General features: G+C 42.6%; 22 protein-coding genes. 7 read left to right on the top strand and 15 right to left on the bottom strand.

Annotated features, from left to right (window positions below; genetic code table 11):
* Positions 1-179: 179 nt before the first annotated feature.
* Positions 180-1,124, top strand: a complete 945-nt coding sequence (ylqF, locus tag OCV39_RS18530) for a ribosome biogenesis GTPase YlqF (protein ID WP_017052798.1) — start codon at positions 180-182, stop codon at positions 1,122-1,124.
* A 67-nt stretch (positions 1,125-1,191) separates the two neighbouring features.
* Here the strand turns inward: ylqF and OCV39_RS18525 are convergent, their stop codons facing one another.
* Positions 1,192-2,175, bottom strand: a complete 984-nt coding sequence (locus OCV39_RS18525; RefSeq protein ID WP_261889651.1) for a CobW family GTP-binding protein — start codon at positions 2,173-2,175, stop codon at positions 1,192-1,194.
* Between the two features lie 591 nt (positions 2,176-2,766).
* Between OCV39_RS18525 and clcA the strand changes: the two genes are divergently transcribed.
* Both clcA and OCV39_RS18515 read left to right on the top strand, forming a co-directional pair.
* Positions 2,767-4,173, top strand: coding sequence for a H(+)/Cl(-) exchange transporter ClcA (clcA, locus tag OCV39_RS18520; protein WP_261889650.1), 1,407 nt, complete (start codon positions 2,767-2,769; stop codon positions 4,171-4,173).
* A 187-nt stretch (positions 4,174-4,360) separates the two neighbouring features.
* The gene (locus tag OCV39_RS18515; protein WP_261889649.1) at positions 4,361-5,338 is read left to right on the top strand and encodes a TDT family transporter; all 978 of its coding nucleotides are present in this window, start codon (positions 4,361-4,363) and stop codon (positions 5,336-5,338) included.
* A 28-nt stretch (positions 5,339-5,366) separates the two neighbouring features.
* Here OCV39_RS18515 and OCV39_RS18510 read toward each other — a convergent pair whose 3' ends face one another.
* Together OCV39_RS18510 and OCV39_RS18505 are read right to left on the bottom strand one after the other, a co-directional pair.
* A complete protein-coding gene (locus OCV39_RS18510; protein ID WP_017052802.1) occupies positions 5,367-6,056 on the bottom strand; it encodes a DNA-3-methyladenine glycosylase I in 690 nt (229 codons plus the stop codon).
* Between the two features lie 153 nt (positions 6,057-6,209).
* On the bottom strand, positions 6,210-7,295 hold the full coding sequence (locus OCV39_RS18505; protein WP_017052803.1) for a ketoacyl-ACP synthase III: 1,086 nt from the start codon (positions 7,293-7,295) through the stop codon (positions 6,210-6,212).
* A 426-nt stretch (positions 7,296-7,721) separates the two neighbouring features.
* On the opposite strand from OCV39_RS18505, the gene ushA reads away from it, so the two are divergent.
* Both ushA and OCV39_RS18495 read left to right on the top strand, forming a co-directional pair.
* Positions 7,722-9,428: a bifunctional UDP-sugar hydrolase/5'-nucleotidase UshA gene (ushA, locus tag OCV39_RS18500; RefSeq protein ID WP_261889648.1), complete on the top strand. Its 1,707-nt coding sequence runs from the start codon at positions 7,722-7,724 to the stop codon at positions 9,426-9,428.
* A gap of 237 nt (positions 9,429-9,665) precedes the next feature.
* Positions 9,666-10,823, top strand: coding sequence for an MFS transporter (locus OCV39_RS18495; protein WP_261889647.1), 1,158 nt, complete (start codon positions 9,666-9,668; stop codon positions 10,821-10,823).
* Positions 10,824-10,991: 168 nt separating this feature from the next.
* Here the strand turns inward: OCV39_RS18495 and OCV39_RS18490 are convergent, their stop codons facing one another.
* Positions 10,992-11,894 (bottom strand): AraC family transcriptional regulator, encoded by a 903-nt coding sequence (locus tag OCV39_RS18490; RefSeq protein ID WP_136995319.1) that lies wholly within the window; start codon positions 11,892-11,894, stop codon positions 10,992-10,994.
* Positions 11,895-11,946: 52 nt separating this feature from the next.
* Here OCV39_RS18490 and OCV39_RS18485 point away from each other — a divergent pair, with 52 nt between their 5' ends.
* Positions 11,947-13,332, top strand: a complete 1,386-nt coding sequence (locus OCV39_RS18485; protein ID WP_261889646.1) for an MATE family efflux transporter — start codon at positions 11,947-11,949, stop codon at positions 13,330-13,332.
* Positions 13,333-13,423: 91 nt separating this feature from the next.
* On the opposite strand, the gene OCV39_RS18480 is transcribed toward OCV39_RS18485, so the two are convergent.
* The gene (locus OCV39_RS18480) at positions 13,424-13,804 is read right to left on the bottom strand and encodes a nitrous oxide-stimulated promoter family protein (protein WP_136995317.1); all 381 of its coding nucleotides are present in this window, start codon (positions 13,802-13,804) and stop codon (positions 13,424-13,426) included.
* A 137-nt stretch (positions 13,805-13,941) separates the two neighbouring features.
* Between OCV39_RS18480 and OCV39_RS18475 the strand changes: the two genes are divergently transcribed.
* On the top strand, positions 13,942-14,151 hold the full coding sequence (locus tag OCV39_RS18475) for a DUF2986 domain-containing protein (RefSeq protein WP_017052809.1): 210 nt from the start codon (positions 13,942-13,944) through the stop codon (positions 14,149-14,151).
* Here OCV39_RS18475 and OCV39_RS18470 read toward each other — a convergent pair.
* The 10 genes from OCV39_RS18470 to betB all read right to left on the bottom strand — a co-directional run bounded on the left by OCV39_RS18470 (position 14,143) and on the right by betB (position 26,358).
* Positions 14,143-14,616 (bottom strand): LabA-like NYN domain-containing protein, encoded by a 474-nt coding sequence (locus OCV39_RS18470; protein ID WP_261889645.1) that lies wholly within the window; start codon positions 14,614-14,616, stop codon positions 14,143-14,145. The two genes, OCV39_RS18475 and OCV39_RS18470, sit on opposite strands and share 9 nt — an antisense overlap.
* Before the next feature lie 79 nt (positions 14,617-14,695).
* Complete coding sequence (gene cobA / locus OCV39_RS18465; protein ID WP_017052811.1) at positions 14,696-15,466, bottom strand: uroporphyrinogen-III C-methyltransferase; 771 nt, start codon at positions 15,464-15,466, stop codon at positions 14,696-14,698.
* A 275-nt stretch (positions 15,467-15,741) separates the two neighbouring features.
* Entirely contained in the window at positions 15,742-16,557 is an 816-nt protein-coding gene (locus OCV39_RS18460) for a formate/nitrite transporter family protein (protein WP_113797948.1), read from the bottom strand.
* A gap of 130 nt (positions 16,558-16,687) precedes the next feature.
* The gene (nirD, locus tag OCV39_RS18455; RefSeq protein WP_113797946.1) at positions 16,688-17,017 is read right to left on the bottom strand and encodes a nitrite reductase small subunit NirD; all 330 of its coding nucleotides are present in this window, start codon (positions 17,015-17,017) and stop codon (positions 16,688-16,690) included.
* 17 nt (positions 17,018-17,034) lie between these two features.
* Entirely contained in the window at positions 17,035-19,596 is a 2,562-nt protein-coding gene (nirB, locus tag OCV39_RS18450; RefSeq protein ID WP_261889644.1) for a nitrite reductase large subunit NirB, read from the bottom strand.
* Positions 19,597-20,014: 418 nt separating this feature from the next.
* The gene (choV, locus tag OCV39_RS18445) at positions 20,015-21,202 is read right to left on the bottom strand and encodes a choline ABC transporter ATP-binding protein (protein ID WP_261889643.1); all 1,188 of its coding nucleotides are present in this window, start codon (positions 21,200-21,202) and stop codon (positions 20,015-20,017) included.
* A 2-nt stretch (positions 21,203-21,204) separates the two neighbouring features.
* Positions 21,205-22,047 (bottom strand): choline ABC transporter permease subunit, encoded by an 843-nt coding sequence (choW, locus tag OCV39_RS18440; protein ID WP_017052816.1) that lies wholly within the window; start codon positions 22,045-22,047, stop codon positions 21,205-21,207.
* A 142-nt stretch (positions 22,048-22,189) separates the two neighbouring features.
* The gene (locus OCV39_RS18435; protein WP_261889642.1) at positions 22,190-23,131 is read right to left on the bottom strand and encodes a choline ABC transporter substrate-binding protein; all 942 of its coding nucleotides are present in this window, start codon (positions 23,129-23,131) and stop codon (positions 22,190-22,192) included.
* Between the two features lie 29 nt (positions 23,132-23,160).
* Positions 23,161-24,867 (bottom strand): choline dehydrogenase, encoded by a 1,707-nt coding sequence (gene betA / locus OCV39_RS18430; protein ID WP_261889641.1) that lies wholly within the window; start codon positions 24,865-24,867, stop codon positions 23,161-23,163.
* Positions 24,868-24,897: 30 nt separating this feature from the next.
* Complete coding sequence (gene betB, locus OCV39_RS18425) at positions 24,898-26,358, bottom strand: betaine-aldehyde dehydrogenase (RefSeq protein ID WP_261889640.1); 1,461 nt, start codon at positions 26,356-26,358, stop codon at positions 24,898-24,900.
* Positions 26,359-26,392 lie beyond the last annotated feature (34 nt).

The following is a 26,392-nucleotide window of genomic DNA, read 5'->3' as shown; positions in this document are numbered from 1 at the left end:
GACCATACTTCATAGTAAGATTCCCGCCTACTGAATAAAGTGTTAAGATCATCACATCAAAATGGCTATGAACAGATTAATCCTGTTTTTGGGTTAGTTCTCCCTCTTTAATGGTTTGAGAACGTTATGTACCCCAAAAGCCCATAGCAGCACACAAATTATCAATATAAGGCTTTCAAATGGTTAACAACAGTATTCAATGGTTTCCGGGCCATATGCATAAGGCTCGTAAAGAGATTGAAGAAGTTATCCCGCAAGTTGATGTAATTATTGAAGTACTTGATGCGCGAATTCCGTTTAGCAGCGAAAACCCTATGATCTCGGAACTACGTGGCGATAAACCATGTGTCAAAGTACTAAACAAGCGTGATTTGTCAGACCCAGACTTAACACAATTGTGGATCGATCACTTTGAGAAAGAGCAAGGCGTAAAGGCAATGGCAATTACGACATCTAATCTCAATGAAGTTCAAAAAATCATGGAGTTGGTTCGTAAGCTTGCTCCTCACCGTGAAGAAATTGGTAAAAACATTCGTACCATGATCATGGGGATCCCCAACGTAGGTAAATCAACAATTATCAACTGTCTTGCTGGTCGTATGATTGCGGTAACAGGTAACCAACCTGCTGTGACTCGTCGTCAACAACGTATTAATCTTCAGAATGGCATTGTACTTTCTGACACTCCAGGGATTTTATGGCCAAAAGTAGAAAACCCTCACAGTGGTTTCCGTTTAGCGGCAACAGGTGCGGTTAAAGATACGGCGATGGAATACGATGAAGTAGCGTTTTACACTGTTGAGTACTTAGCAAAGCACTATCCTGATCTTCTCAAAAATCGTTATCAAATCGAAGAATTGCCAGAAACTGACATTGAATTAATGGAAGAAATTGGCCGTCGTCGTGGGGCATTACGCTCGGGTGGTCGTGTGGATTTACACAAAGCATCCGAAATACTCCTCCATGAACTTCGTAGCGGAACATTGGGACAGATCACTCTAGAACGACCAGAGATGATCACTCAAGAACTCATCGATGTTGAAATCGAGATAGAGCGTAAGAAAGAAGCACAAATTAAGAAAAAAGAAGAGCGAAGAAAACGTTACTTGCGTAATAAGCGATAGTTCCAATCTCCAGTTCGAAAAATAGAGAGGCGTGGATTAAATTCAACGCCTCTCTTTACATCAAATATTACTTAATACCACCAATTTTCAAAAGCAGCCCTTCAAGCTGATCCCAAGGCATGAGTTGCGAATCAATGACTTCAATGCGAGATTCAAAGCCTTCTAAACTGATTTCATTCACCGAAACGACTTGATTCGCCACATTGAACGCATAACAGCCTTTATCGGTATTGATCACGGCTTTTACTCTTTCCGCCGTTAAGTCACTCAGCAGCGAAAATAGCTCATCAAAATCAAATTTATACTCTGCGCCAATCAACCAACCGCAACTAAAATACCCTTGCCCGCGATTCTCTTTTCGCACATAAGATTGGCCAGGAGGCAATTCAAATTGAGGTTCCAAATCCGCATGATCATGGTGATGCGACTCTAATAGAGTAGAAGCACTGCCATCACGACGTTCAATATCTAGAACTTCTATCGGCAATTCACCTTTCTGAACTAATTTGCTAAATATTTTAGATGGTGTCTGATCCGTCACCCAATCGTTGAAGGCATCAATATCGTCAGCAAAGCACTGATCGATTTTATTACCAATCACCACATCAGCACTATCAAGTTGATCGTTGAAGTTCTGATTTTCGATATATTTTGAGTTGCTTAAATTTCGTGGGTCCACCAGCGCGATGGTGGCCTTCAAATCGACATATGGCAAATATTGCGCAGACGTTAATGTTGCAACCACCTGTTTCGGATGACCAAGTCCAGTAGGTTCAATCAGCAAGCGATCTGGCTTTTGGCGCAACAATGCATTAATTCCGACACTCATAGGAACGCCAGCTGTACAGCACATGCATCCTCCAGGTACCTCTTTAATCATCGCACCTTGATCAGTCATCAAAGCGCCATCAATGCCGATTTCACCGAATTCATTAACCAATACGGCCCATTTCTCACCCTCTGGCTTTGTTTTAAGCAGGTTTAGTATTGCCGTCGTTTTACCTACGCCAAGAAAACCAGTGATAATATTTGTAGGGACTTTGTTTGACATGTAATTACTCCTCTCTTAATTGGAGTATACAAGAGATATTTCAGATAAACATAAGGTTATGGTGATCGGAATGGGATTAAAGAGTACTACGAACAAAAACGTCTATCCCGTAGAGATATTGACTAATCAAACAAATATAACTATAGGAAATATAGCTTCAGGAAATATTCGCCGCCAAACGTCAAAAGGCGCACTAACGAATTGTCTAGTACGCCTTAAACCTCGTTACTCAATCGTGAGTTCGCGAATCAGGGAGTCTATTGACGCGACCTGAACATATTACGAGGACTTAAAAATGGTTTTCGAATCCATCCAAATTGTAAGTAAAACCAAACATTCCTCCTTGGTGTAGGTTGATGTCGCTTTACAATTTAACTATGGCCTATATTTTCAATAATTCAAGATCCTACATGATGAATGTATGTTTATGTGACCATGGTTCCACTCTAGAGCCCATTAATCCGTAGCCTTGTTTCATTTATGGAATTCAACATTGCAATCTTATTGCTACTGGATAAACAGTGAGAGCGTATAATTCCGGCTCCCCTGACGACCAATCCTATTTAACCTACCTAGTGGAGCCCTATTTTTATGTCCAGAAGAGAGAGAATCAAGCAATCTTTACTCGCAAAAGTGCCTAGAGATGCGATCAATCAATTTCTCTCAAGAGACAAAACACCTGTCTCGGTTCTGATTTTATCATGCATTGTTGGTTTATTCGCAGGGTTAGTTGGAAGTTACTTCGAAGTCGCGGTTCATTTCGTTTCTGAAACGCGAACAGACTGGTTGAAGCTTGAAATAGCGCACTTCGTTCCTCTATGGCTAGCCGCATTTATTATCAGTGCTGGGCTCGCATTTATTGGTTATTTCCTCGTGCATCGTTTCGCACCAGAAGCCGCTGGTTCAGGCATACCTGAGATTGAAGGAGCAATGGACAATATTCGTCCTGTTCGTTGGTGGCGAGTATTACCTGTGAAGTTTTTTGGTGGACTAGGCGCACTAGGTTCGGGCATGGTTTTAGGGCGCGAAGGGCCAACCGTGCAAATGGGGGGCAATATTGGACGAATGGTCACGGATATTTTCCGAGTCAAGGATGATGACAGCCGCCACTCATTATTAGCATCAGGAGCTGCTGGAGGACTAGCGGCGGCATTTAATGCTCCATTAGCTGGGATCATGTTTGTTGTTGAAGAGATGCGCCCTCAATTTCGTTATTCTCTAATTTCTATTAAAGCGGTCATCATTTCTGCTATTTCAGCCAACATCGTTTTTCGTTACATCAATGGTCAAGCTGCGGTCATCACCATGCCGCAATATCAGCCACCAGAATTGAACACATTGTGGTTATTTCTTTTGCTCGGCGTTCTATTCGGGTTGTTTGGTGTTGTTTTCAATAAACTCGTGACCCTAGCTCAAGATATGTTCGTTGCGATTCATAAAAATGACCGTAAGCGCTACTTACTTGTCGGCACTTTACTGGGTGGCTGTTTTGGCTTGCTGCTTCTCTATTTGCCTGAATTAACAGGAGGTGGCATTGGCATTATTCCAGATATTACAAATGGCAATTTCTCGACCAATGTTCTACTGATGATTTTTGTTGGGCGAGTACTTACAACTCTGCTCTGTTTCGGCTCTGGTGCACCTGGTGGTATTTTTGCACCGATGCTCGCTTTAGGTACCCTTTTTGGCTATACATTTGGTGTCACTGCTGACGCATTTCTACCTCAATTAGATATAGAACCTGGTATGTTCGCGATTGCCGGCATGGGAGCACTTTTTGCCGCAACGGTTCGAGCGCCAATTACTGGGATTCTGCTCGTGATCGAGATGACAAATAACTACTACTTGATCTTACCTTTGATCATTACCTGCTTAGGTGCAGTAATTATTGCTCAAATGTTAGGTGGACAGCCCATCTATAGTCAACTTCTTCGTCGTACACTGAAAAACGACAAACTTAGACAAAGAGACTTACCAACACAAGAAGAGCCAAGTTAATAGCGGCTCAATCTATTTAAAGGATTACCTCTCGGTTTATCACTTAAATAGCGCAGGCAAACGTTAAACTTGATATTATCCGCTCAATTACCTAGCACTCTATTTTTGTTGCATATAGGTACATTGAGCGTTGCTTTATCTCGCAAGTAGCGAAATAAATAATATTGAGTTTAATTGGAGCAAATCGTTGAATTGGAAAAGACTCACCCATGTAAAAAATGTGCCTCCTTCACAGGCATCATTAGCGCTAGGTGTCATTGGTTTGGGTCACGCTTGGGCACTCTATGTCCCTAGCATTGGAGAAACAATACGTCCATATTTGGCTTTACTTGGTGCAGTGTTATTACTTCCAGTGTTATTGCGCTACATTACTAGCTTTAAGACCTTCTTCAATGATATTCGTCATCCATTAAGTGGCAGCCTGATGGCCCCAATGAGTATGGCATTACTCATTTTATCTGATTACTTGGCGGTTGTTTTACCTGTGGTCGCTTATCCGCTTTGGTTCTGCGCGCTCATATTACATTTCACCATGATGGTGCTTTTTTTTAGTTTCCAGATCATAAACTTCAAGATGTCCCACATTGTTCCTAGCTGGTTTCTCTACCCTGTCGGACTTATCAGTAGTTCGCTCGCAGGTTCGCAATTAGGTCATGCCGTCTTTTCTGAAACCTTAGCCACCATTTGCATTGCAATCTACTTTTTCATGCTGCCGTTGGTTCTATATCGGCTCGTATTTGAAGGGATGCTACCGCGAAAGGCAAGACCGACTTTGGCTATTATGGCTGCCCCGGTTAATTTAACTCTAGCGGCTTATATTGTTAATTTTGAGCACCCAGATCCCATTCTAACGGGCGCTTTAGCAGGCATAGCCATCACGATGACATTGCTCATTTATCTCTGTTATATCCGCTTAATGCGTTTAAAGTTTCAGCCTTCCATTGCAGCCGTCACCTTTCCTTCTGTTATTAGCGCCATTGCAATGCATCGTTTAACTTCATTTTTTGCCGAATCACACCCAAACTGGTACTGGTTACATAACTTTGGCTTCTTTGAATTGAGCATCGCAACAGGCTTAGTGATTTGGGTTTCTGGCGGTTACATAAAAATGTATTGGCCTGAATTATTTATTAAAAATCAGCCTCGAACCGATACTCAATCTTAATCCGAGAGTGCTAGCATCTTCCATTCAATTAGAGGACTCGATTATCCCCACAACTGTACGCGATGATCTGACTAATTTCACTCAAGCTTCTACCCGACTCTTGCTGCCATTGGTTAAAAGCTTTGTTCGCCGCAAGTTGAGCTCGTTTGGTGGTACGTCCGCTGTCGATAATTCCCGTTTGGCGCAAATAGGATTCAACATCTGATGATAAGATAAACGTATCCTTCCCCATTTGACGCAGTGCGTAAGCACCCGTGTTTCCACCCAACCGCTTACCATGTTTCTTTAAGTAGTCCCACAGCTCTGTGATGCATTCTGATGGCCACTCTGCAACCATCTCTGAAAAAGAATCATGCTGCTGGCGGGCAGATCGAATCATCATCGCATTCGCAGGAATCGTCATCACCTTAGTTAGGTGGCGAATAATTCGTGGATCTTGTGCTTTCTTTTCCCACATTTCATCTGACAACATCATTAATGAGTCGATTTTAAAACCGAAGAAAACTTCTTCAAAATTGGGCCACTTCTTTCTGACTACATTCCAAGAAATTCCGCACTGAAACACCTTTTCGGTAAACCCAGCAAGCCAGCGATCATCAGTAATACAACGTAAATCATCGTTACTCAAAGGTTGATAAATCAAGTTCTCCAATTGAGTTTCACCACCTTTTCTCTCTTCTGCCCGCTGGTAAATATGTTCAAATTTCTCTTGTGTCACGCTTATTACCTATATTTTTATTTTATCTGTAGAGTCTACAAAAACTAGATGCTGATATATCGGCTATCCACCCAAGTTAACTATTACCCCATAAAAATAATGCCGCAAGCTGCGGCAATATTTATTGATTTCGAAGACGATATTTTATTTTCGCTATTCAGGTTTATTCTGACAGTGCTGAATGGCGTTCTCTAATAGCTCTAATGCTGTCTCTTTACACTCAGGTAAACATGCATCAGGCTTAGCAATAGGCGTCACACGATCGCCCCATTTAATATGACCTGCTCCCCAAGTTAAACCCGCACCAAATGCTGCCACTAATATCTCAGCGCCTGGTTTTACACGACCTTGTTCTAGAGCTTCACACATCGCAATTGGAACCGTTGCTGCCGATGTGTTGCCGTACTGCTGAATGTTTACAAATGCTTTATCTTGGCTAATACCTGACATATCACATAGTGTTTGAATGATTCGGATATTAGCTTGGTGAGGAATAACCACATCAATATCATCAGTAGAAATGCCCGTACGAGAAAGAACGGTATGAGCCGCCGCCCCCATTCCTTTCACCGCACGTTTGAAGATCTCTTTACCGACAAAATTAAAGTCAAAGTAGCCATTATCAGCAGCAAAACGATCCATCGCAGTACCAAATTTAGGTACGGCTAAAATATCTCGACCAGCAGAATCACAACCGATTTGCGCTTGCTGTAAACCTACCTTTTGTTCTGTACGGCTAAGAGTCACTGCACCAGCGCCATCACCAAATAGAACGGCGGTATCACGCTTGGTCCAATCGATATAGAAAGACAAACGTTCTGCACCCACTACGATTGCATTGCGATAATTACCCGCTTGCATCAGTCTCGTAGCCGTTTCTAATCCGTAGACAAAACCCGTACATGCAGCATTTAAATCAAACGCAGCCGCACCTTTAATACCAAGGTTCTGTTGCACTTTTGACGCAATATTTGGTAACAGCGAATCCGCAGAGCATGACGCGACAATGATAAGGTCAATATCTTCAGCCGTTAATCCAGAACATGCCATCGCATTTTTTGCTGCTGCGGTTGCAAGCTCAGAAGTATTCACATGACTGATTCGACGGTTTTCGATACCAGTTCGAGAACGAATCCACTCATCTGATGTTTCTAAGAATGTACTAAGATCTTGATTCGATAAAATAGCTGGTGGTAGGCACTTTCCCCAACCTGTGATTTCAGCGTAAAAATTTGTCATTCGGGACCTATTTATTGTATTCCAATTGCGTATTTTAAGCCTCAACCAATAAAACTCGCTTACATTCCTATATTGTTCATTAGAGGACTAAGTTGAATTGTAATAATTTGGCTTTACTGTATTTCACAGATTATACGCAGAATTGTTAAAACTGTAAGCAGTGGTTACACAATCATAATTCTCAAGTAGACGATCTGTTTGATATTATTTATATCAATATCAACCTTGTACATCACATTTTCTGTAATTTTTTGCGTTACACATTGTTAATCCACGAAAAATGTTTATTTCAAAACTCAGCCTCCAAGATCATCACAAATATATTTAGCCCAACTTCAACCTAGATCTTCATCACGAAAAATAATAATGGTTTCAGTATATTGCAACGAAAACTAAAATCATGTCATAAAAACAAGGATCCCCCTCATGAAGTTTTCCAAATCTCTACTCGTACTTTCTGTAAGTATTGCAATGGCTGGTTGTGGCTCAGACAGCGACAGCACAGACGTTACTTGCGAAACTGCAGATTCATGCACTAAATTTACAGTTCTCCATACCAATGACAACCATGGTCGCTTCTGGGAAAACAAATATGGTGAGTATGGCATGGCTGCTCGCAAAACGCTGATCGATCAAATTCGAGCTGAAGTGACTGCAAATGGTGGTGAATCTATTTTGCTATCTGGTGGCGATATCAATACAGGCGTTCCTGAATCTGACATGCTGAATGCCGTGCCTGATTTTGTCGGCATGAACTTACTAGGCTACGACGCTATGGCTCTTGGTAACCACGAATTTGATAACGAGCGTAGTGTTCTGGATATGCAAAAACAGCTAGCGGATTTCCCGATGCTAGCGGCAAACATATACTTAAAAGATTCAGATGGAAACGTAACAGACGAACGTTTATTTGACCCATACAAAGTTTTTACTATTAATGGATTAAAAGTTGCTGTCATTGGTTTAACAACAAAAGACACTGAGAAACTTGTCAACCCTACTAATGTTGCTGATTTAGAATTTGCAGATCCTCAAATTGAGATTAAAAAAGCAATTGCGGAAATTGAAGCAAATGAAAATGTTGATTTAATATTTGCAACTACACATATGGGTCATTATGCAAATGGACAACACGGAAGTGAAGCTCCTGGTGATGTTAAATTAGCTCGATCTCTAGAAGAGGGAGAATTAGACGCGATTATCGGTGGTCACTCTCAAAACCCAGTATGTATGGAAGGCGAAGAATACGCAGACTTTAAACCTGGAGATGCTTGTAAACCAGATCAACAAAATGGCACTTACATCATGCAAGCTCATGAATGGGGCAAGTATGTTGGCCGTGCAGACTTTGAGTTCTACGAGGGTAAACTTCATTTAGCTGATTACAGCTTAGTTCCGGTAAACCTGAAAGCAAAAGATGAAAATGGTGTTCGTCAATTCATTCAAGATGAAATTAAGCCAGATGCAACAGTAAAATCGATCCTTCTTCCATACCAACAAGAAGGTCAAGAACTGCTGGATGTTGTTATTTCAAATACAGATGATGTACTTGTTGGTGAACGAAGTGTCGTCCGTTCAGAACAAACAAACTTAGGCCACCTTCTAGGACACGCTTACCGTACCTATAACCTTGTAAATGCCGATTTTGGGGTTATGAATTCTGGTGGTGTTCGAGCTTCAATTCAACCTGGAAACATAGCTTATCGTGATGTACTAACGGTGCAGCCATTTGGTAACTTTGTCACTAAAGCGACAATGACAGGTCAAGAAGTTAAAGATTACCTTGATGTTGTAGCGACAAAAACAGCTGGCTCTGGTGCGTATGCTCAACTGGATAACATTAACCTAACGGTAGATTGTGATTTAAGTGATGTAACGATCCACGACATCAATGGCAAAGGTTTTAACCTAACGGATACATACTCTTTCTCTGTAATTAGCTTTAGTGCTGCAGGTGGTGATAACTACCCTGTTATTGATGTGGAGTCTACTCAAATAACTGACGCTGCTGTACTTAGAGAATTCTTTGTCAATAACCCACAAGTTAATGCTGCTGATTATGCTCCTGTTGATGGTGTTCTCACTTACATGAGTGGCGGCCAAGAAGTTAAAGGGTGCCCTTCTGCTCAATAAATAACAACACTCTATTAATGAATAGGCTATCAGTGCTATTCAAAAAGGCCTTAATGATTTAAGGCCTTTGTCTTTTCTGGCGACTAAATAAAAGAATATATACAACACATCTTAATCAATTTATCTGATAACAATTTTCTATCGTCTAGATAAAATTCTTTCGTTTTACAGTCAGTTCATTTCCCTCCATATTCGCGAAATAAATCACTATCAACCTGCGAATTGGAGACCCCGACATTGGAAAACACCCTAACCTTAGCGCCTAAAAAAAGCATTGCTGTACCTGTTATCGCGCTAACTCTCTATGCTGTGTCATCAGGCTACTTAATGAGCCTGATCCCACTGATGCTGTCGCATTACGGTTTAGAGAATCAACTTGCCAGTTGGTTAGCGAGTGCCTTCTATGCAGGTCTTTTGATTGGTGCTGTCTTCATTGAGCCTCTTGTCAAACAAATTGGTCACCGCAATGCTTTCGTTTTATGTTTAGCCTGTTTCATGGTCACCATTCTTGCGATGCCAACATTTGCATATTCGTCTGTCTGGCTTTCAGCTCGTTTAGTTGCGGGTATTGCTGTTGCTGGTGTATTCGTGGTGGTTGAGTCATGGTTGATGAGTGGTGATGAAGCAAGCCGAGCAAAGCGATTAGGTATTTACATGGCTGCGCTGTACGGTGGCGCTTCAATAGGTCAATTAGGGATCGGTACCATTGGTGTTGAAGGGGCCGTACCATTTATTGCGATTCTAACGTTGCTGCTGATGGCAGTCTTAGTCTTAATGTTTGGCAATGCGCAACAGCCAGAGAGTCACAACACCAGTGCTCTGTCGCTTAAACAGATCGCAAAACTGAACCATGCTGCAATCATTGGCTGTATTATTTCTGGGCTTACCCTGGGTGCGATTTACGGACTAATGCCAGTAGAGCTTACTCAGCGTGGTATTGAGACGTCTGATGTTGGAAGCTTAATGGCATTGGTTATCTTAGGGGGAATGGCGATCCAACCCGTCGTGCCTTGGTTATCCAAATTCCTAGGACGTACTCTGTTAATGGCAATGTTCTGCTTTCTGGGTGTTTTCTCGATAGGGTTAACCGCTCAATCAGACAGCCAAATAATACTAGCTGTTTGTTTGTTCATGCTAGGAATGGCAACGTTCGCTTTATATCCAATTGCGATTAATTTAGGCTGTGAAGGGTTAGACGAGTCGTTCATTGTATCAGCAACCCAAGTCATGCTGTTTAGCTACAGTGTTGGCTCTGTGGCTGGCCCTTTAATTGCGAACAGTTACATGGGTTCGAAAAACGGCCTACTGAGCTACCTATTTATCTCATTAATGGCGACGTGTATTTACATGCTACTGGTAAGCGTAAAAGGCAAAAAGCAAGCGATGGTGGGTTAAGAGAAAAAGGTTTTATGCTTATTTCCAAGTGCTTTTCCACAAGAGCTTTTTCACAAGAACCAATTTTCAAGAGCTTATTTACAAGTACTTATTTATAAAGCTTTTTCTCGAATATTGTTTTAAGCGGATACCAAAGGAGAGCTCATCACTCTCCTTTTTTATTGGCATCTAAATAGACGCTAACTGCTGAATAATATTCTTACGATACCGACTAGGAGAACAGCCAAAATATTTACGAAATCGATGAGTAAAATTATACGGATCTTTATAGCCAAGCCGCTGAGCAATCATCGAAATAGTCCACTCTTGGTATTGAAGTAAATCTGCGGCTTTTTCCATCCTCAAATGAATCAATCGGCTTCTTGGTGACATCCCATAGAGATTTTTTGAAATACGGTTCAACTGCTCTTCACTAATGAAACACTTCGCAGCCATCTCTTTTACTGTCCATGGCAAATGTAACTGGCTTTCTACTTCATTAAACAAGGTATGAACCCGAGACACGGAACTGGTCGATTTTGATTCAACGCCAGTCAAAATTAAATTAAGTTCACTGACCAAAAGCCGACGAAACGCCGTTCTTCCCTCTATTTCACAATGAATTAAATTCAGTAATGACCACATCTGTTCACATTGGTGATACGGCAAAATGGTTAACCCTAACGCTTCAAATTGCTGCCATTTGGCTATTGCTTGTGGCAACAACCAGATCATCTTCCAGTAGTTATCGACACTATTGAGCTCAAAGCGAAATGGTTCACCAGCAGGGATCACCAACAGCGAGTAAGGTTCGATCAATTCAACTCGATCCGATGTCGTTAAAATGCCACCGCCCTCTAGCGTGAAGATAAGAGTGTGTACCGCAACCCCACAGCGCTCGACATAATAACCGTCCGTTAACTCCGCCATTCCTGCCATGAAAATCCCTTCTTGACTAAGTTCTGGAATGTCTGACGTAGTTAAAAATCGCTCTTTACAAGCATCTGCCAGATAGACCTCTTCATGCCATTCGGTTTTAGGTGACATTTTACTCATGACGGATTTGCACAGGTTTTCTCTATTTTCACACATTCTACTTATAACCCTTTCACTCTATAGTTGCGTTCCAAAATGAGGAATGACAATGACTTTTAAAAACTACCCGAAAACACTCAACAAAGCCACACCTGACGGTATGTTATCTAAGGTGATAAAACTGGGATTCCCTGTTGCTATTCAAAGTGCGCTAGTGGCAATTCTTGCGCTTGCAGACGTCTTAATGGTCAGCGACTTTGGTAAAGAAGCAACTGCATCTGTGGGAATCGCCTCAAAATGGCATTTTGTCGCAATCATGATCATGGCTGGTATGGCATCTGCAAATGGTGTTCTGGTGGCTCAATACTGGGGGCGAAATGACCGCATAACAGCGAAAACGATAACTATGCTGGCAATGCGTTGTGGAGCAAAAATCTTATTGCCTGTGACTTTAATCATTACTCTAGGTTCTAGCTATATCATGATGCTACAAACCAGCGATGCTAGAGTCATTGAATTAGGGGCGACTTACCTTTGGTACAGTTTTCCCGTTCTCATTTTAACTCACTTAATTGTGGTCGCTGAGTCCGCCATGCGATCATCAGGTGACACTGTCACCCCTCTATTTTTAGGTGCAGTGACTATTGTTGTCAATATTGGCTTAAACTTTTGGTTAATCAAAGGTGGGTTAGGAATTCCGGCAATGGGTGTGGCTGGGGCGGCATTAGCGACGACTATTTCAAGGCTGCTGCAAGTGGTATTGATGTTTGGTTTCTTAAACTGGCGTAAACATTGGCTAATCACGTCACAGACGCTGACTGAATCCACTCGATTATGGGCTTCTTATAAGCGTCTTGCGATTCCAACAACGGCCAGCGCGGTGATGTGGGCGACGGGCACCTTGATGTATCAAATGATCTTCGGTCATATGGGCACAACGGAATTAGCCGTGTTCAGCATGATTGGTCCTTTTGAATCACTCTGCTATTCACTATTTTTTGGCATTTCAGTGGCGTGTTCCATTTTACTTGGCCAATCGTTGGGAAGAGATGAATTTGCAGATGCATTTAAAATGTCGAAGTTCTTCATCAAAACCGTATTAGGATTCGGCCTGACTGTTGGAGGAGCATTGCTGTTCGGAAAAGATATGATTCTATCGTGGCTGAATTTGACCAGTGCCGAGCTCTACCCTCTGGCCTCTCCTGCACTGAGTGTACTATGTTGTGCGATCTGGTTACGTATGCTCAACATGATCATCATCAACGGAATTTTAAGAGCAGGTGGTGATAATCAGTTTTGCTTGCGTATGGACTTCATCTCGATGTGGATGGTTGGAGTACCACTGACTGCATTGGCGGCTTTTGGTTTAGGATGGGATTTTAAATACGTTTACATGTTGATGTTGGTGGAAGAAGTGGTGAAATTTTCACTCTGTTTCCACCGTTACTTAAAACGTCACTGGATGAATAACCTAACGTTGCCAATATCAGCATAAAATCAGTTAGAACAGCGTAATTAAGAGAATGGATTAGTCGGTGAACAGGTAAATAGGTGAGACAAGTTAAGCGCTCTTAAGCTTGTTTCGCCTATTTTTTTAAGCGTATATGTCGATTAGAAGCATTTGGTTTAGGTTTATCTGGTACTGTCCGCTTTTCATGTATTAAGTGTCGAATCGCCAAAATAGGATGTGGAAGTAGCATGCGAGGCCCAGCATAGCGCATCACTAGTCGCATCTGCTCTTTAGGCTCGGGTTTATAGCAATGGATAGGGCATTTATTACACGTTGGCTTCGCTTGTCCGTATGGGCAGCGATCAAGCCTTACTTCAGCGTAACGCAATAAATCAGCACACTCAGAGCAGAGTAATTCTCCACCATGATGCTTACGGCAGTATATTTCAACCATCGCTTTCACCGTTTTAAATTCGGTATGTAACCCACCTAATAAAATATCACTGACTTTATTCATAACTCTATCTACTACGGACTAATAAGGGTGGTTCATTCTCTTGTGATTTGGATCAAAATTCTTTATTCTCCCCCACAACGAAAATCGCGAAATTAACGCATAAATGCCAAACGCGATAAGGCCACAGGGTAAACACCATGAACCGTAAAAAAAAGATTAATGATATTCTAAAAAAGAAAATGAAGAAGCAAAACGCGAAGCTTCATTCAAGCAATAAACCTCGTTACATTTCGAAAGCTGAACGTGCAAAAATGGAAGCAGAAGAAGCCGCGAAAAATGAAAACACGGCTACAGAAACAGCTACCGATAACAGTGCTGAAGCAGTAACGGCACCTGAATCAGAGTAACAAATCGTTATCGATCGGGTGAAAACGACTGGCAGAATCAATAAGATTTTGAGCTGTCAGTCCAGGCACACCATACACTTCAACTGGCTTGTTAAAACGCTGCTTAATACGCTCTACAAGTACTTCAAAATCACCGTCACCTGATACTAAAACGATCACATCGGCTTCTTCAGCCAGTTCGATAGCATCTAATGCGATACCAACGTCCCAGTCACCTTTAGCACTACCATCACGCCTTTGGATGAATGGCTTTAATTTAACTTCAAAGCCTACCCCACGTAAGATATGGTGAAATTGACGTTGACGTGGATCTTGACTGGCGATCGCATACGCATTCGCTTTAATCACCTCACGTCCAGTGGTAGCAACATACCAAAACTGGTTGTAATCGAAGTTAGAGCGGTATTTTTCTTTAGTGGTGTAGTAAACATTTTGAACGTCTACTAAAATTGTGACTTTTTCCATACGACATAAGCTCTGTTAAATTTTCATCACCCTAGACGATTCCACTGAAAAAAGCGAACACAATTGTCAGGTCTTAAACCTACTTACCAAACCAATCCAATTTTTCATGAAGCGAAGTGACACTGCCAACCACGATAAGTGCTGGGCTGATTGCTTGTTTTGCAAGTTCAGGAAGTTCAGCTAACCGACCGTGGAATACTCTTTGTTCTGGTCGCGTACCATTTTCGATAATGGCACAAGAAATATCCGGTGACAGGCCGTGATCAAGTAGATTTGCGGTTATGGTTGGGCTCTGTTTTAGTCCCATATAAAAGACTAAAGTATTGTTGGACTGAGCTAATGATGCCCACTCAATTTCCTGCCCATCTTTCTGTAAGTGCCCTGTAATGAATTGCACACTCTGCGCGTGATCTCTATGAGTTAACGGTATACCAGCATAAGATGTTGCTCCCGCTGCCGCAGTGATCCCTGGGATCACTTCAAATTTCACACCCTGTTCAGCCAATGTCTCTAACTCTTCACCGCCTCGGCCAAAAATAAACGAGTCACCGCCCTTCAAACGCGCGACATGTTTCCCCTCTTGCGCCTTATCGACAAGTACCTGATTGATTTTATCTTGTGGCACAAAATGAAAATCTAACTTTTTACCCACGTAAATCATCTCTGCGTTTTCATTCGCCAGTGCCAAAATTTCTTTTGAAACCAATCGATCGTAAACTACGACATCAGCCTGCTGAATAACACGTGCACCTTTTACCGTCAGTAAATCAGGATCGCCCGGCCCCGCACCTACTAATGATACAAATCCTTTTTTTTCTGTCTGAGTATTTAATTGTGAAGCTTCTGACATGTAGTACTCCGAATACGATTCGATCCCTTTCGAATCTGATGATATCTAGGATAAACGTAAATGTGCGCTCAATCCTTTAAATTTCTAGTTTCTAGTTTCTAGACTATCAGTTGTGACAAGCAAACATCAGTCTTACTTCCAATTAAGAAAGAAGTATTTATAACTAAATGATCTATTGTTCTTCAACCCTATCCCAATACCACTGAAAATAGAAAAAGCCTCAAGCTTAAAAACTTGAGGCTTTACGGTCAGAACCACGACAAATTAATGGTTGATTATTTAGCGTTAACCATTGGGGCTGTTTTTGCGTGCGTTAAGTATAGAGGAACACACGTAAACAGTAGGCCACCAACAATATTACCAAGAATGGTAGGGATTAGGTTGAAGTTCAACCATGTCGCGATACCAAAATCAGCACCTAAAATCATACCTAATGGGAATAGGAACATGTTTACTACTGTGTGTTCGAATACTAGCGCGAAGAAGATGAAGATTGGGAACCACATCATTGCTACACGGCCAGACACAGTGCGTGCTGTCATGTTGCCGATAACACCTAAACAAACCATTAGGTTACAGAAGATACCGCGAACGAAACAAGTGATCCATCCGTCCATACCCATGTTTTCAAAACCTAGGCTACGAGCCGTAGAAACAGCGATGAACTTTTGCGCAACAGCGTTTGGATCTAACGAGAAGTTACCCGTTAAAGAGATTGCAACTAATACCGCAACGATAAGAGAACCGATGAGGTTACCAAGGCCAACAATACCCCAACAACGTAAAACACTACCCCAAGTCACACCGGCACGGTTATCAAATTTAGCAAGAGGAGCAAGACCGAATACACCAGTCACCAAATCGTAACCCATAACACTTAAAATAACGAAACCCACTGGGAACACAAGTGCGCCTACAATACCGATACCTGTTTGTACGATCGTTGTGATAGCAACAACAACCGCAAGAGAAAGAATTATACCAGCCATAGTGCTTCGGATCAGAAGATCACGAGTACTTGTTTTTGTTTTTGCTTCACCCACATCGATCATCGTTTGAACGAATTCAGCTGGTTTAAAATCAGTAGACATAAATTGTCCTTATTCAAAAGTTAAAAATAAAAGTTAAAATCAGATAGGAAAAGGCTCTAGTTGCCGAATTAAGGCAATGTCAGGAACTAGAACCCTTGAACTATCAAATCTTTAAGCTAGGCATCCAGACTTAAGATGCGATCTCTACTGCACCGTCAGTAACACGAGCTTTATACGCTTTCACATTAAATTGCTCATCTTCCATGCATACGCCAGTAGTCAGATTAAAGCGTTGCTTTTTCAGTGGACTTGCCACCCAAAGCTCGCTTTGGTGCTCTACGATCAAGCCACGCGATAGCACGTTCGATTGAAAATAAGGATCCGTGTTACTAATTGCGAATACCTCTTCACCTGCTACTGGGCGAAACACTGCAACTTGCTCACCGTCAACAAGTGCACACACACCAGTACCAGGAACGATATCTTCTAGCTGACAGATTTTAATAAATTTAGAAGCCATAATAATTTCTCTCGCTCTTATTCTGTTGCTGCTACGTGAAGGATATCGCCCTTCGCTTCAGGGTGTTTTTCTGTGAACGTTGCTGGGCGATGTTGTGCACGGCCATCTTTCACAAATACCACATTCTCATCACGGTCATCAGCATTGATAAAGTGAGAGAAACGCTTCAGTTGAGCTTCATCATTAATGGTATCAGTCCATTCACAACGGAACTCTTCGACCAATTTCGCCACATCAGCTTCTAACTGGTCGTTGATACCAAGTTTGTTGTCTACAATGACTTCGCGCAGGTAATCGACACCGCCTTCAAGGTTATCCATCCATACTGATGTACGTTGAAGTGGCGCTGCTGTGCGAATGTAGAACATCATGTATCGGTCGATGTACTTGATCAGTGTCTCTTGATCTAGGTCGCTTGCAAGTAAGTCTGCGTGACGAGGTTTCATACCGCCGTTACCACACACATACATATTCCAGCCTGCATCAGTCGCGATAATACCTAAGTCTTTACCTTGAGCTTCAGCACATTCACGAGTACAGCCTGACACACCAAATTTCATCTTATGAGGAGTACGGATGCCCTTGTAACGGTTTTCAAGCATCACACCTAAACCAACAGAATCTTGAACACCGTAACGACACCACGTTGACCCAACACAGGTTTTCGCCATGCGTAGTGCTTTTGCATATGCCTGACCCGTTTCGTAACCGGCAGCGATTAACTTCTTCCAAATCGCAGGAAGGTCATCTTTCTGAGCGCCAAATAAACCAATACGTTGTGCACCTGTAATTTTGGTGTACAGGTTATATTCAGCCGCAACGTCAGCAAGAACACTCAATGCTTGAGGTGTCACTTCACCACCAGCCATACGAGGAATCACTGAGTAAGTGCCGTCTTTTTGCATGTTGCCTAGGAAGTTGTCATTCGTATCATGCAGCTTAACTAGTTCTGGCTTAAGAATGTGTTCACCCCAGCAAGACGCTAGGATTGAACCAGCAAGCGGCTTACAGACTTCACAACCGTACCCTTTACCGTATTTCTCTAGAAGCTCATCGAATGTTTTGATCTCTTCGATGCGAATAAGGTGGAACAGCTCTTGACGAGAGTATGCGAAGTGCTCACATACGTCGTTTTTCACTTCAACGCCCGCTTTAGCAAGTTCTGCATTAAGAACTGAAGTCACAAGAGGAATACAACCACCACAGCCCGTACCTGCACCAGTCACCGCTTTAATATCACCAAGTGTGTGATGTCCATCAGCTACTGCTTGTGCAATCTTGCCTTTCGTTACATCGAAACAAGAACAGATAACAGCAGATTCAGGCAGTGAATCTGCACCCAATGTTGGTTTTTCTGTACCAGCATGCGCAGGAAGAATTAACGCATCAGGATGTTCAGGCAGATCAATTTCGTTCAGCATTAATTGAAGAAGATCACCATAATCAGATGTGTCACCAACCATTACTGCGCCCAGAAGTTTCTTGTTGTCTTCAGAAACAATAAGGCGTTTGTATACTTCTTGCTCTTCGTTTTGGTAAACGTAGCTCTTACAGCCAGGTGTACGGCCATTTGCATCACCAATCGAACCTACTTTTACGCCTAGAAGCTTAAGCTTCGCAGACATATCCGCACCTTCAAATTGGCTATCGTTTCCAATTAGGTGATCAACCGCAACGGTTGCCATTTTGTAGCCCGGAGCCACAAGACCATAGAAAGTACGGTTCCAAGAAGCACACTCACCAATCGCGTAGATGTTTTCATCCGTTGTTTGGCAGTGGTTGTTGATTTCAACACCGCCACGAGGAGCAATGCCTAAACCCATCTGACGAGCAAGTTTATCTTGAGGACGAATACCCGCAGAGAATACGATGAAGTCCGCTTCTAGCTCTGAACCGTCAGCAAAACGCATTACGTTACGAGCTTCTGTACCTTCAGGAGCAATTTCTAATGTATTTTTACTGGTATGAACATTAACGCCCATACGTTCGATCTTCTGGCGAAGTTGATTACCACCAGCAAGATCTAGCTGTTCTGTCATTAATTTTGGCGCGAACTCTACAACGTGAGTGGTTACGCCAAGCGCTTTAAGTGCACCAGCGGCTTCAAGACCGAGTAAACCACCACCAACAACAACGCCGCTTTTACTGTTTCTTGCCGTCGCTTCGATAGACTTAAGATCTTCGATGGTGCGGTATACGAAACAGTCTTTTCCATCGTTGCCTTTAATTGGCGGTACGAATGGGAATGAACCCGTCGCAAGAACCAATTTATCGTATTGAATTTCACGACCAGTGCTTGAATACACAGTCTGTTTTTCGCGGTTAATATTAATCGCACGCTCACCAAGCAAAACGTTAATGTTATGTTTTTGGTAGAAACCTTCTTTTACAAGAGAAAGTTCATCAGCGGTATGGTGTGAAAAATAAGAAGAAAGGTGCACGCGGTCGTAAGCGACACGAGGCTCCTCACAGAACACTGTGATGTCCATTTCACTTACGTCTGTTTTCTCTACTAAATCTTCGATATAGCGATGACCAACCATGCCGTTACCGATGATGACTAGCTTCATCTTGCTCATAAGAATTCCTGAAGGTTATGTTTCTTAACTGCGCGAATAATGAATTATGAAAGAAAATTAATAAATGATGTAAATCAATTACGGAAATAAACTACCCTAAAGGGGTAGTACTAAAGAGGTGTAAGCGCTCTAAAATCAACCAAACTGAGCGTTAAAGCATCAGGGAATGTGAATAAATGGAAACACATGAATGAAACATCAAAGGAAATACGTTGTAAAATTTCACAAACTGAAACTTTTGAATCACATTACCCACATTGCTTTACATTCATCCATTCATACCGCAAGAATAGGAAATAAGAGCTACAGTCATGAGTTATGAGATAGAGATAGATGATGACAAAGACGGTGAGAAGAAAAATAAAAATGAGAACGAAGCCGTTCCCATTTTATTAATACTATTAGGAAAAGGTAAGTATTACGCTGCTTGATGTGTTTGAAATTTTCCTAATAGAGCATTATAAAATTCGCTGTCATTCAGCAAGCCAATTAGTTGTCCGTCTTCGACCAAAAGAATCGGATAGTCACTCAACTTTTTCAATTGGATCGCATCGCGCATACTTATATTCGGGCTAGCAGTCACTAATGTCGAGTCATGAATCTCACTCCAATCCGAGTCCTTCTCACCCCACTCGACCAGCGAATCCTCTGGTGAATTCACAACTGCGATTCCCTCTTCTTTCTGTTCGATCCACAGCTCTTTTTGCTCACAAATCAGCAAACGGTTATTCTCTAAATTAAGTGATGCCAAAGGCTGCATCAAAGAGCGACCTTTTAGAACATTGAGAGGGTTGGTATGTGCGACAAAATCTTTCACATACTGTGTTTTTGGTTTTAATACGATATCTTCAGGTTTTCCATGCTGAATAAGCTTACCTGACTCCATAATCGCAATATTATTGCCAATTTTGAGCGCTTCATCTAAATCATGGCTAACGAACAGAATCGTTTTATTCAGTTTGCTTTGCAGAGTCAGTAGCTCATCTTGCAGTTGCGCTCTAATTAAAGGATCCAATGCCGAAAATGGTTCGTCCATTAATAAAATATCGGTATCCATTGCAAAAGCACGAGCCAAACCAACACGCTGCTGCATTCCACCAGAGAGTTCATGTGGGTATTTCGTTTCCCACTCCGCTAAGCCAACCATTTCAAGCTGTTCACGCGCTTTTGCTCTGCGTTCTGCTTTTGGCATACCCTGCATTTCAAGCCCGAAAGCAACGTTATCTAACACGCTCAGCCAAGGCATTAATGCAAACTTTTGAAATACCATAGAAACGCGGTTCCCGCGGAGGTGACGCAACGTTGCTTCATCACACTCAGCCAAATCAACGTGTGCATCTCCATCTTTCACTTCTAATGAACCACGGCTGATTTCATTTAAACCATTAACGGCTCTAAGTAAGCTGGATTTACCGGAACCCGATAACCCCATCAATACGCAAATTTCGCCCTCTTTAACGCTCAGGCTAACGTTATCAACGCCAACAACCTGACCCGTTTGATCAATAATTTCCTGACGTGTTTTCCCTTCATCCAAAAGATTCAAAGCCTGTTGAGCTTGTTTGCCAAATACAACATCTAAGTTTTTGATCGTAATCGCATCCATAATTACGCTTCCTTCTGGTTAGGGGTTTTACATAGACGATCCAAAATGATCGCCACGAGTACAATAGCAAGCCCCGCTTCAAAACCTTGCGAGATATTTACGGTATTTAAAGCTCTCACGACTGGTTTTCCTAGCCCATCCGCACCGACTAAAGCTGCAATCACCACCATTGAAAGGGACAACATAATGCATTGCGTTACCCCTGCCATAATACTTGGAAGTGCCGCAGGTAATTCAACCTTAAGTAATAACTTCATTCGACTGGCACCAAACGCTTTACCCGCTTCAATCAACTCTTCTGGTACTTTAGTGACGCCTAAATAGGTAAGACGAATTGGAGCCGCGATTGCAAATATAATGGTTGAAATCAGTCCTGGTACGATACCAAGCCCAAACAGTACTAACGTTGGAATTAAATACACAAACGTTGGAACGGTCTGCATGAGATCTAAAATCGGCCTCAATATGGTATAAAGCCAAGGTCGATGTGCCGCCATGATCCCTACCGGAACGCCAATTAATACGGAAATCGTTGTCGCTGCAAAGACGAGGACAAAGGTTTCCAGCATTTCTTGCCAGTAGCCAAGATTAAGGATCAACAGCAGTGCCGCGACAACAAATACCACCAAAGATATTTTGCGATGTAGATACCACGCTAGAGCAGCGGTGATAACAATAGGCACCGCTGCGGGCATCCATTTAAATACATCGACCAGAAAAAGAATCACAGTTTCGAGAAAGAATGAGATGGCATCAAAAAGACCAGCGGCGTTGATGGTTAACCAATCCACGCCCGCTTCCATCCATTGACCAAGTGGGATTTTGTTATCCGTAATAAAATTCACAATACTACCTTTATTTGTCGGGCAAACAGAACTGACCCGTGAACTTCACGATAAACACAAATTCCTCTGTGGTTACCGTGAAGAATGTAATTAACTCAACACAAACGCTACGACTAAGCGCCTTGTATTGAGGCTTCAACCGTTACGCTTTCACTTGTTTAAGATACTGAGTCACTGCTTTTTGTGCTGATTCGCCTGTTTGTGATTTCACGTTCTTCAACCACAGTTCAACTTGTTGTGGATTTTCAGCAATCCATTTTTGAGCGGCTTTTTCTGGTTTAACACTTTGATTCAAAATCGCTTCCATCAACTCATTTTCCATCTCAAGCGTGAAGTTTAAGTTTTGTAAAAGCTGACCAACATTTTTGCATTCAGACAAGTAGTCATGTCTAACGTTGGTGTAGACATTTGCTCCACCATAATTAGGACCAAAGAAGTCATCACCGCCTGAAAGGTATTCCATTTCTACATTGCTGTTCATTGGGTGTGGTGCCCAACCAAGGTATGCGATCCACTGATTACGACGCACAGCACGAGACACTTGAGACACCATGCCTGCTTCACTCGATTCAACCAAGCTAAACTCTTTCAGTCCAAATGCATCGGAGTCGATCATTGACTGAATCAAGCGGTTGCCGTCATTACCCGGTTCAATACCATAAATGCGCCCTTTAAACTTATCTGAGTACTTCGCGAGATCTGCAAAACTCTTTACGCCAGCATCGTAAACATACTTAGGAACAGCCAGTGTATATTTAGCCCCTTCTAAGTTTGCTCGAACCGTTTCAACGGTACCTGCTTCACGATATTTCGCGATGTCACCTTCCATCGTTGGCATCCAGTTACCCAAAAACACATCAATATCACCATTCGCCATTGATGAATACGTCACGGGTACTGACAATAGGTCAATCTTAGTTTTATAGCCCATGCCTTTAAGTAATTCGGTCGTTACCGCTGTAGTGGCCGTAATATCCGTCCAGCCTACATCTGAAAATCTTACCGTCTCACACTGATTTGCTGCTGCGTTAAAAGCGATTGAACTGATGCCTAATGCAAGTAAGGTCTTTGTTGTCGTTGACATAAATATTCCTTGTAATGATTACTGACTTTCTATTTTGAAGAGATCGTGTCCAATTCTCTTTCTGGTTTATTTACTCTTTGTCTCTTTTCCCAATCTGGTGCGATCCAAACCGGGACATTTTTCGCCTCAAGCAGCGCGTTACCTAAAATCAAATCGGCTGCCCGTTCTGCAACCATGATCGTTGGCGCATTTAAATTGCCATTTGGAATGGTCGGGAAAATAGACGAGTCCACCACACGGAGCTGAGCAATTCCGCGTACTCGGCAAGCTTCATCTAAGACTGCTGTTGGATCATCATGAGAACCCATCTTACAACTGCATGATGGGTGATAAGCACTTTCTACATTTTGCTTAACCCATTCATCTATGTCCTCATCAGAGGTGATATGCATTCCCGGTTGAATCTCTTCTCCGCGATACTCATCAAGTGCAGGCTGTGCAAGAAGTTCGCGTGTTAAGCGAATACAATCACGCCAGTCTTGGCGGTCTTGGGGTGTTGAAATGTAATTAAAACTGATCTTTGGTTTCGCATGCGGATCGGTAGACGTTATCTCCACAGAACCTCGACTCTCAGGCTTATTTGGCCCAACATGAACTTGGAATCCATGACCATCAAATGCCGCATTGCCGTCATAACGCATTGCTGCTGGGAGGAAGTGATATTGGATATTTGGCCATTTAAGCCCTTTGCGAGAACGTATAAAGCCGCAAGACTCAAAGTGATTGGTCGCACCTAAACCTTTTCGAGTCAAAATCCATTCCGCACCAATTAACCCTTTGCTGACAAGGCCTAATTTACTGTTTAGAGTGATCGGTTGAGAGCAATGATATTGAAAATAGACTTCCAAGTGATCTTGTAGATTCTGGCCAACACCAGGTAGATCATGTTTTAGTTCGACACCGGCTTGGCTCAGCACTTCTTTAGGTCCAATGCCTGAAAGCTGCAACAGTTGAACCGAACCAATGGAACCCGCACTCGAAATCACTTCTTTTGTTGCGCGAGCTTGTAGCGTTTTCCCCGATTTTTCGAATTCAACGCCAACGGCTGTTTTTCCTTCCAAAATCACTTTTCGCGCGACAATTCCCGTCATCAAGGTTAAATTTTTACGCTTCATTGCACGGCGCAGGTAAGCATTAGACGTCGACGCTCGTATGCCTTTTTTAACGGTCATGTGCATTGGGCCAAAACCCTCTTGCTGATAACCGTTATAATCTTTTGTTTCGGGATATCCGGCTTCTTTCCCTGCATCAATAAAAGCTTGGTAAAGCGGATTTAAAGTCATATCGTTACCGTTACAGGTACCCAACGGTCCAGTTCCACCTCGGTATTCATCCTCGCCTTGAATCCAAGTTTCAGCACGACGAAAATATGGTAGGCAAGCTTGATAATTCCAGCCATTCGCACCTTTCTCTTCCCACTCATCAAAATCACATGCATGACCGCGAACATAGACCATGCCGTTGATTGATGAACTACCACCAAGTACTTTTCCTCGTGGGCAGTGCAACTTCCGACCATCAATGCCCTGCTCGGCTTGAGTTTCAAACTGCCAAGCGTATCTTTCTGAATTCATCGGGTATGAGAGTGCGGTTGGCATCTGGATGAAGATGCTTCTATCCGTACCGCCCGCTTCTAAAAGTAGAACGTTAAATTCGCCACTTTCCGTTAACCGATCCGCTAACACACAGCCAGCCGAACCCGCGCCAACGATAATATAATCGTAGCTTTGTTGCATTGGTCGTCTCCTTGACGTTAGAAAATCGAATTAAGCGTAAGGGCTGGCATAATCACCAAGCTCAATCAGTACACTTTTCGTTTGGGTGTAATGCAGAAGTGTTTCTGGTCCATTCTCACGGCCAATTCCAGACATTTTATATCCGCCTACCGGCATCTCAGCAGGAGAATCCCCCCAAGTATTGACCCAACAGATCCCAGCTTGCATCTGATGAATGACTCGATGTGCTCTGGATAAGTTTTGAGTGAAGATCCCAGCCGCTAAGCCATAATGGGTGTCATTAGCTCGCTGAATAACCTCGGCTTCATGGCTAAACTTTAAAACGGACATAACAGGGCCGAAGATTTCACTTTGGACATGCGGCATATCATCTGTGCAATCAACAAAAACCGTTGGGGCGACAAAATTGCCTTTATCTAAACCATTTTCTGTCACTTGATAACCGCCCGTCAGTAGCGTTGCACCACTGGCTTTTGCCGTCTCAATAGCATCTAACACTTTTCCTAAATGCTCCTTTGAGATCAGAGCGCCAATTTGAGTCTCCAAATCCATTGGATCGCCAACGGTCAGCTTTTCCGTTCTCTCTTTTAGCTGCAAAATAAAATCGTCATAAATAGACTCATGAACAAACACTCTCGTGCCATTGGTACAAACTTCACCTTGTGTATAGAAGTTGGCAACCATGGCGGCAGATACCGCATCATTCAATTTTGCATCATCAAAAATCACAAGTGGTGACTTTCCACCAAGCTCCATGGTGACCGATTTAAGTGTTTTCGCACTGTCGGCCATCACCGCTTTACCTGTTCCCGTTTCTCCAGTGAAGGAGACTTTAGCTACATCAGGGTGCGCGGTAAGCATTTGGCCAACACGGTAATCCCCTTGCACCACGTTAAATACACCGTCTGGCAGTCCCGCTTCTGTGTATATTTCGGCTAATTTCAATGCGGTAAGTGGTGTCTCTTCGGAAGGTTTGAAAACCATCGCATTACCCGCGGCTAATGCGGGTGCGGATTTCCACATTGCAATTTGAACAGGATAATTCCAAGCGCCGATGCCCGCGCAAACTCCCAAGGGTTCACGTCGAGTGTAGAAAAACTGATTGTCACTCAGTGGTTGCTGATCACCCTGCATAGCGGGAACGAGGCCTGCGAAATATTCGATCACATCGGCACCAGAAGCGATATCCACTTCTAGCGCTTCTTGTAATGGTTTTCCGGTATCGGCGACTTCTAATGCTGCAAGTTCATCATTTCGCTGTCTCAGTATTTCGACGGCTTTAAGTAAAATTCGGCTGCGTTCTATAGGTGACATTCCGGACCATATAGCAAAGCCACGTTTAGCGGATTCCATTGCGAGATCAAGATCTTGTTGAGACGCTTGCCCTATCTCTGCAATCGCTTCTCCATTTGCAGGGTTATAACTGGTAAAGGTTTCAGCAGATGTTGCGCATACCGCTTTACCATCGATGTATAGTGATTTCATTTCCATTTGAAGAATCTAACTTATTTTAATTTTGTGAATG

The sequence above is a fragment of the Vibrio cortegadensis genome (genome assembly GCF_024347395.1).
Classification (GTDB): Bacteria; Pseudomonadota; Gammaproteobacteria; order Enterobacterales; family Vibrionaceae; genus Vibrio; species Vibrio cortegadensis.
The sequence above is the reverse complement of the archived record's forward strand: the minus strand, read 5'-3'. Positions and strand labels throughout refer to the sequence as shown.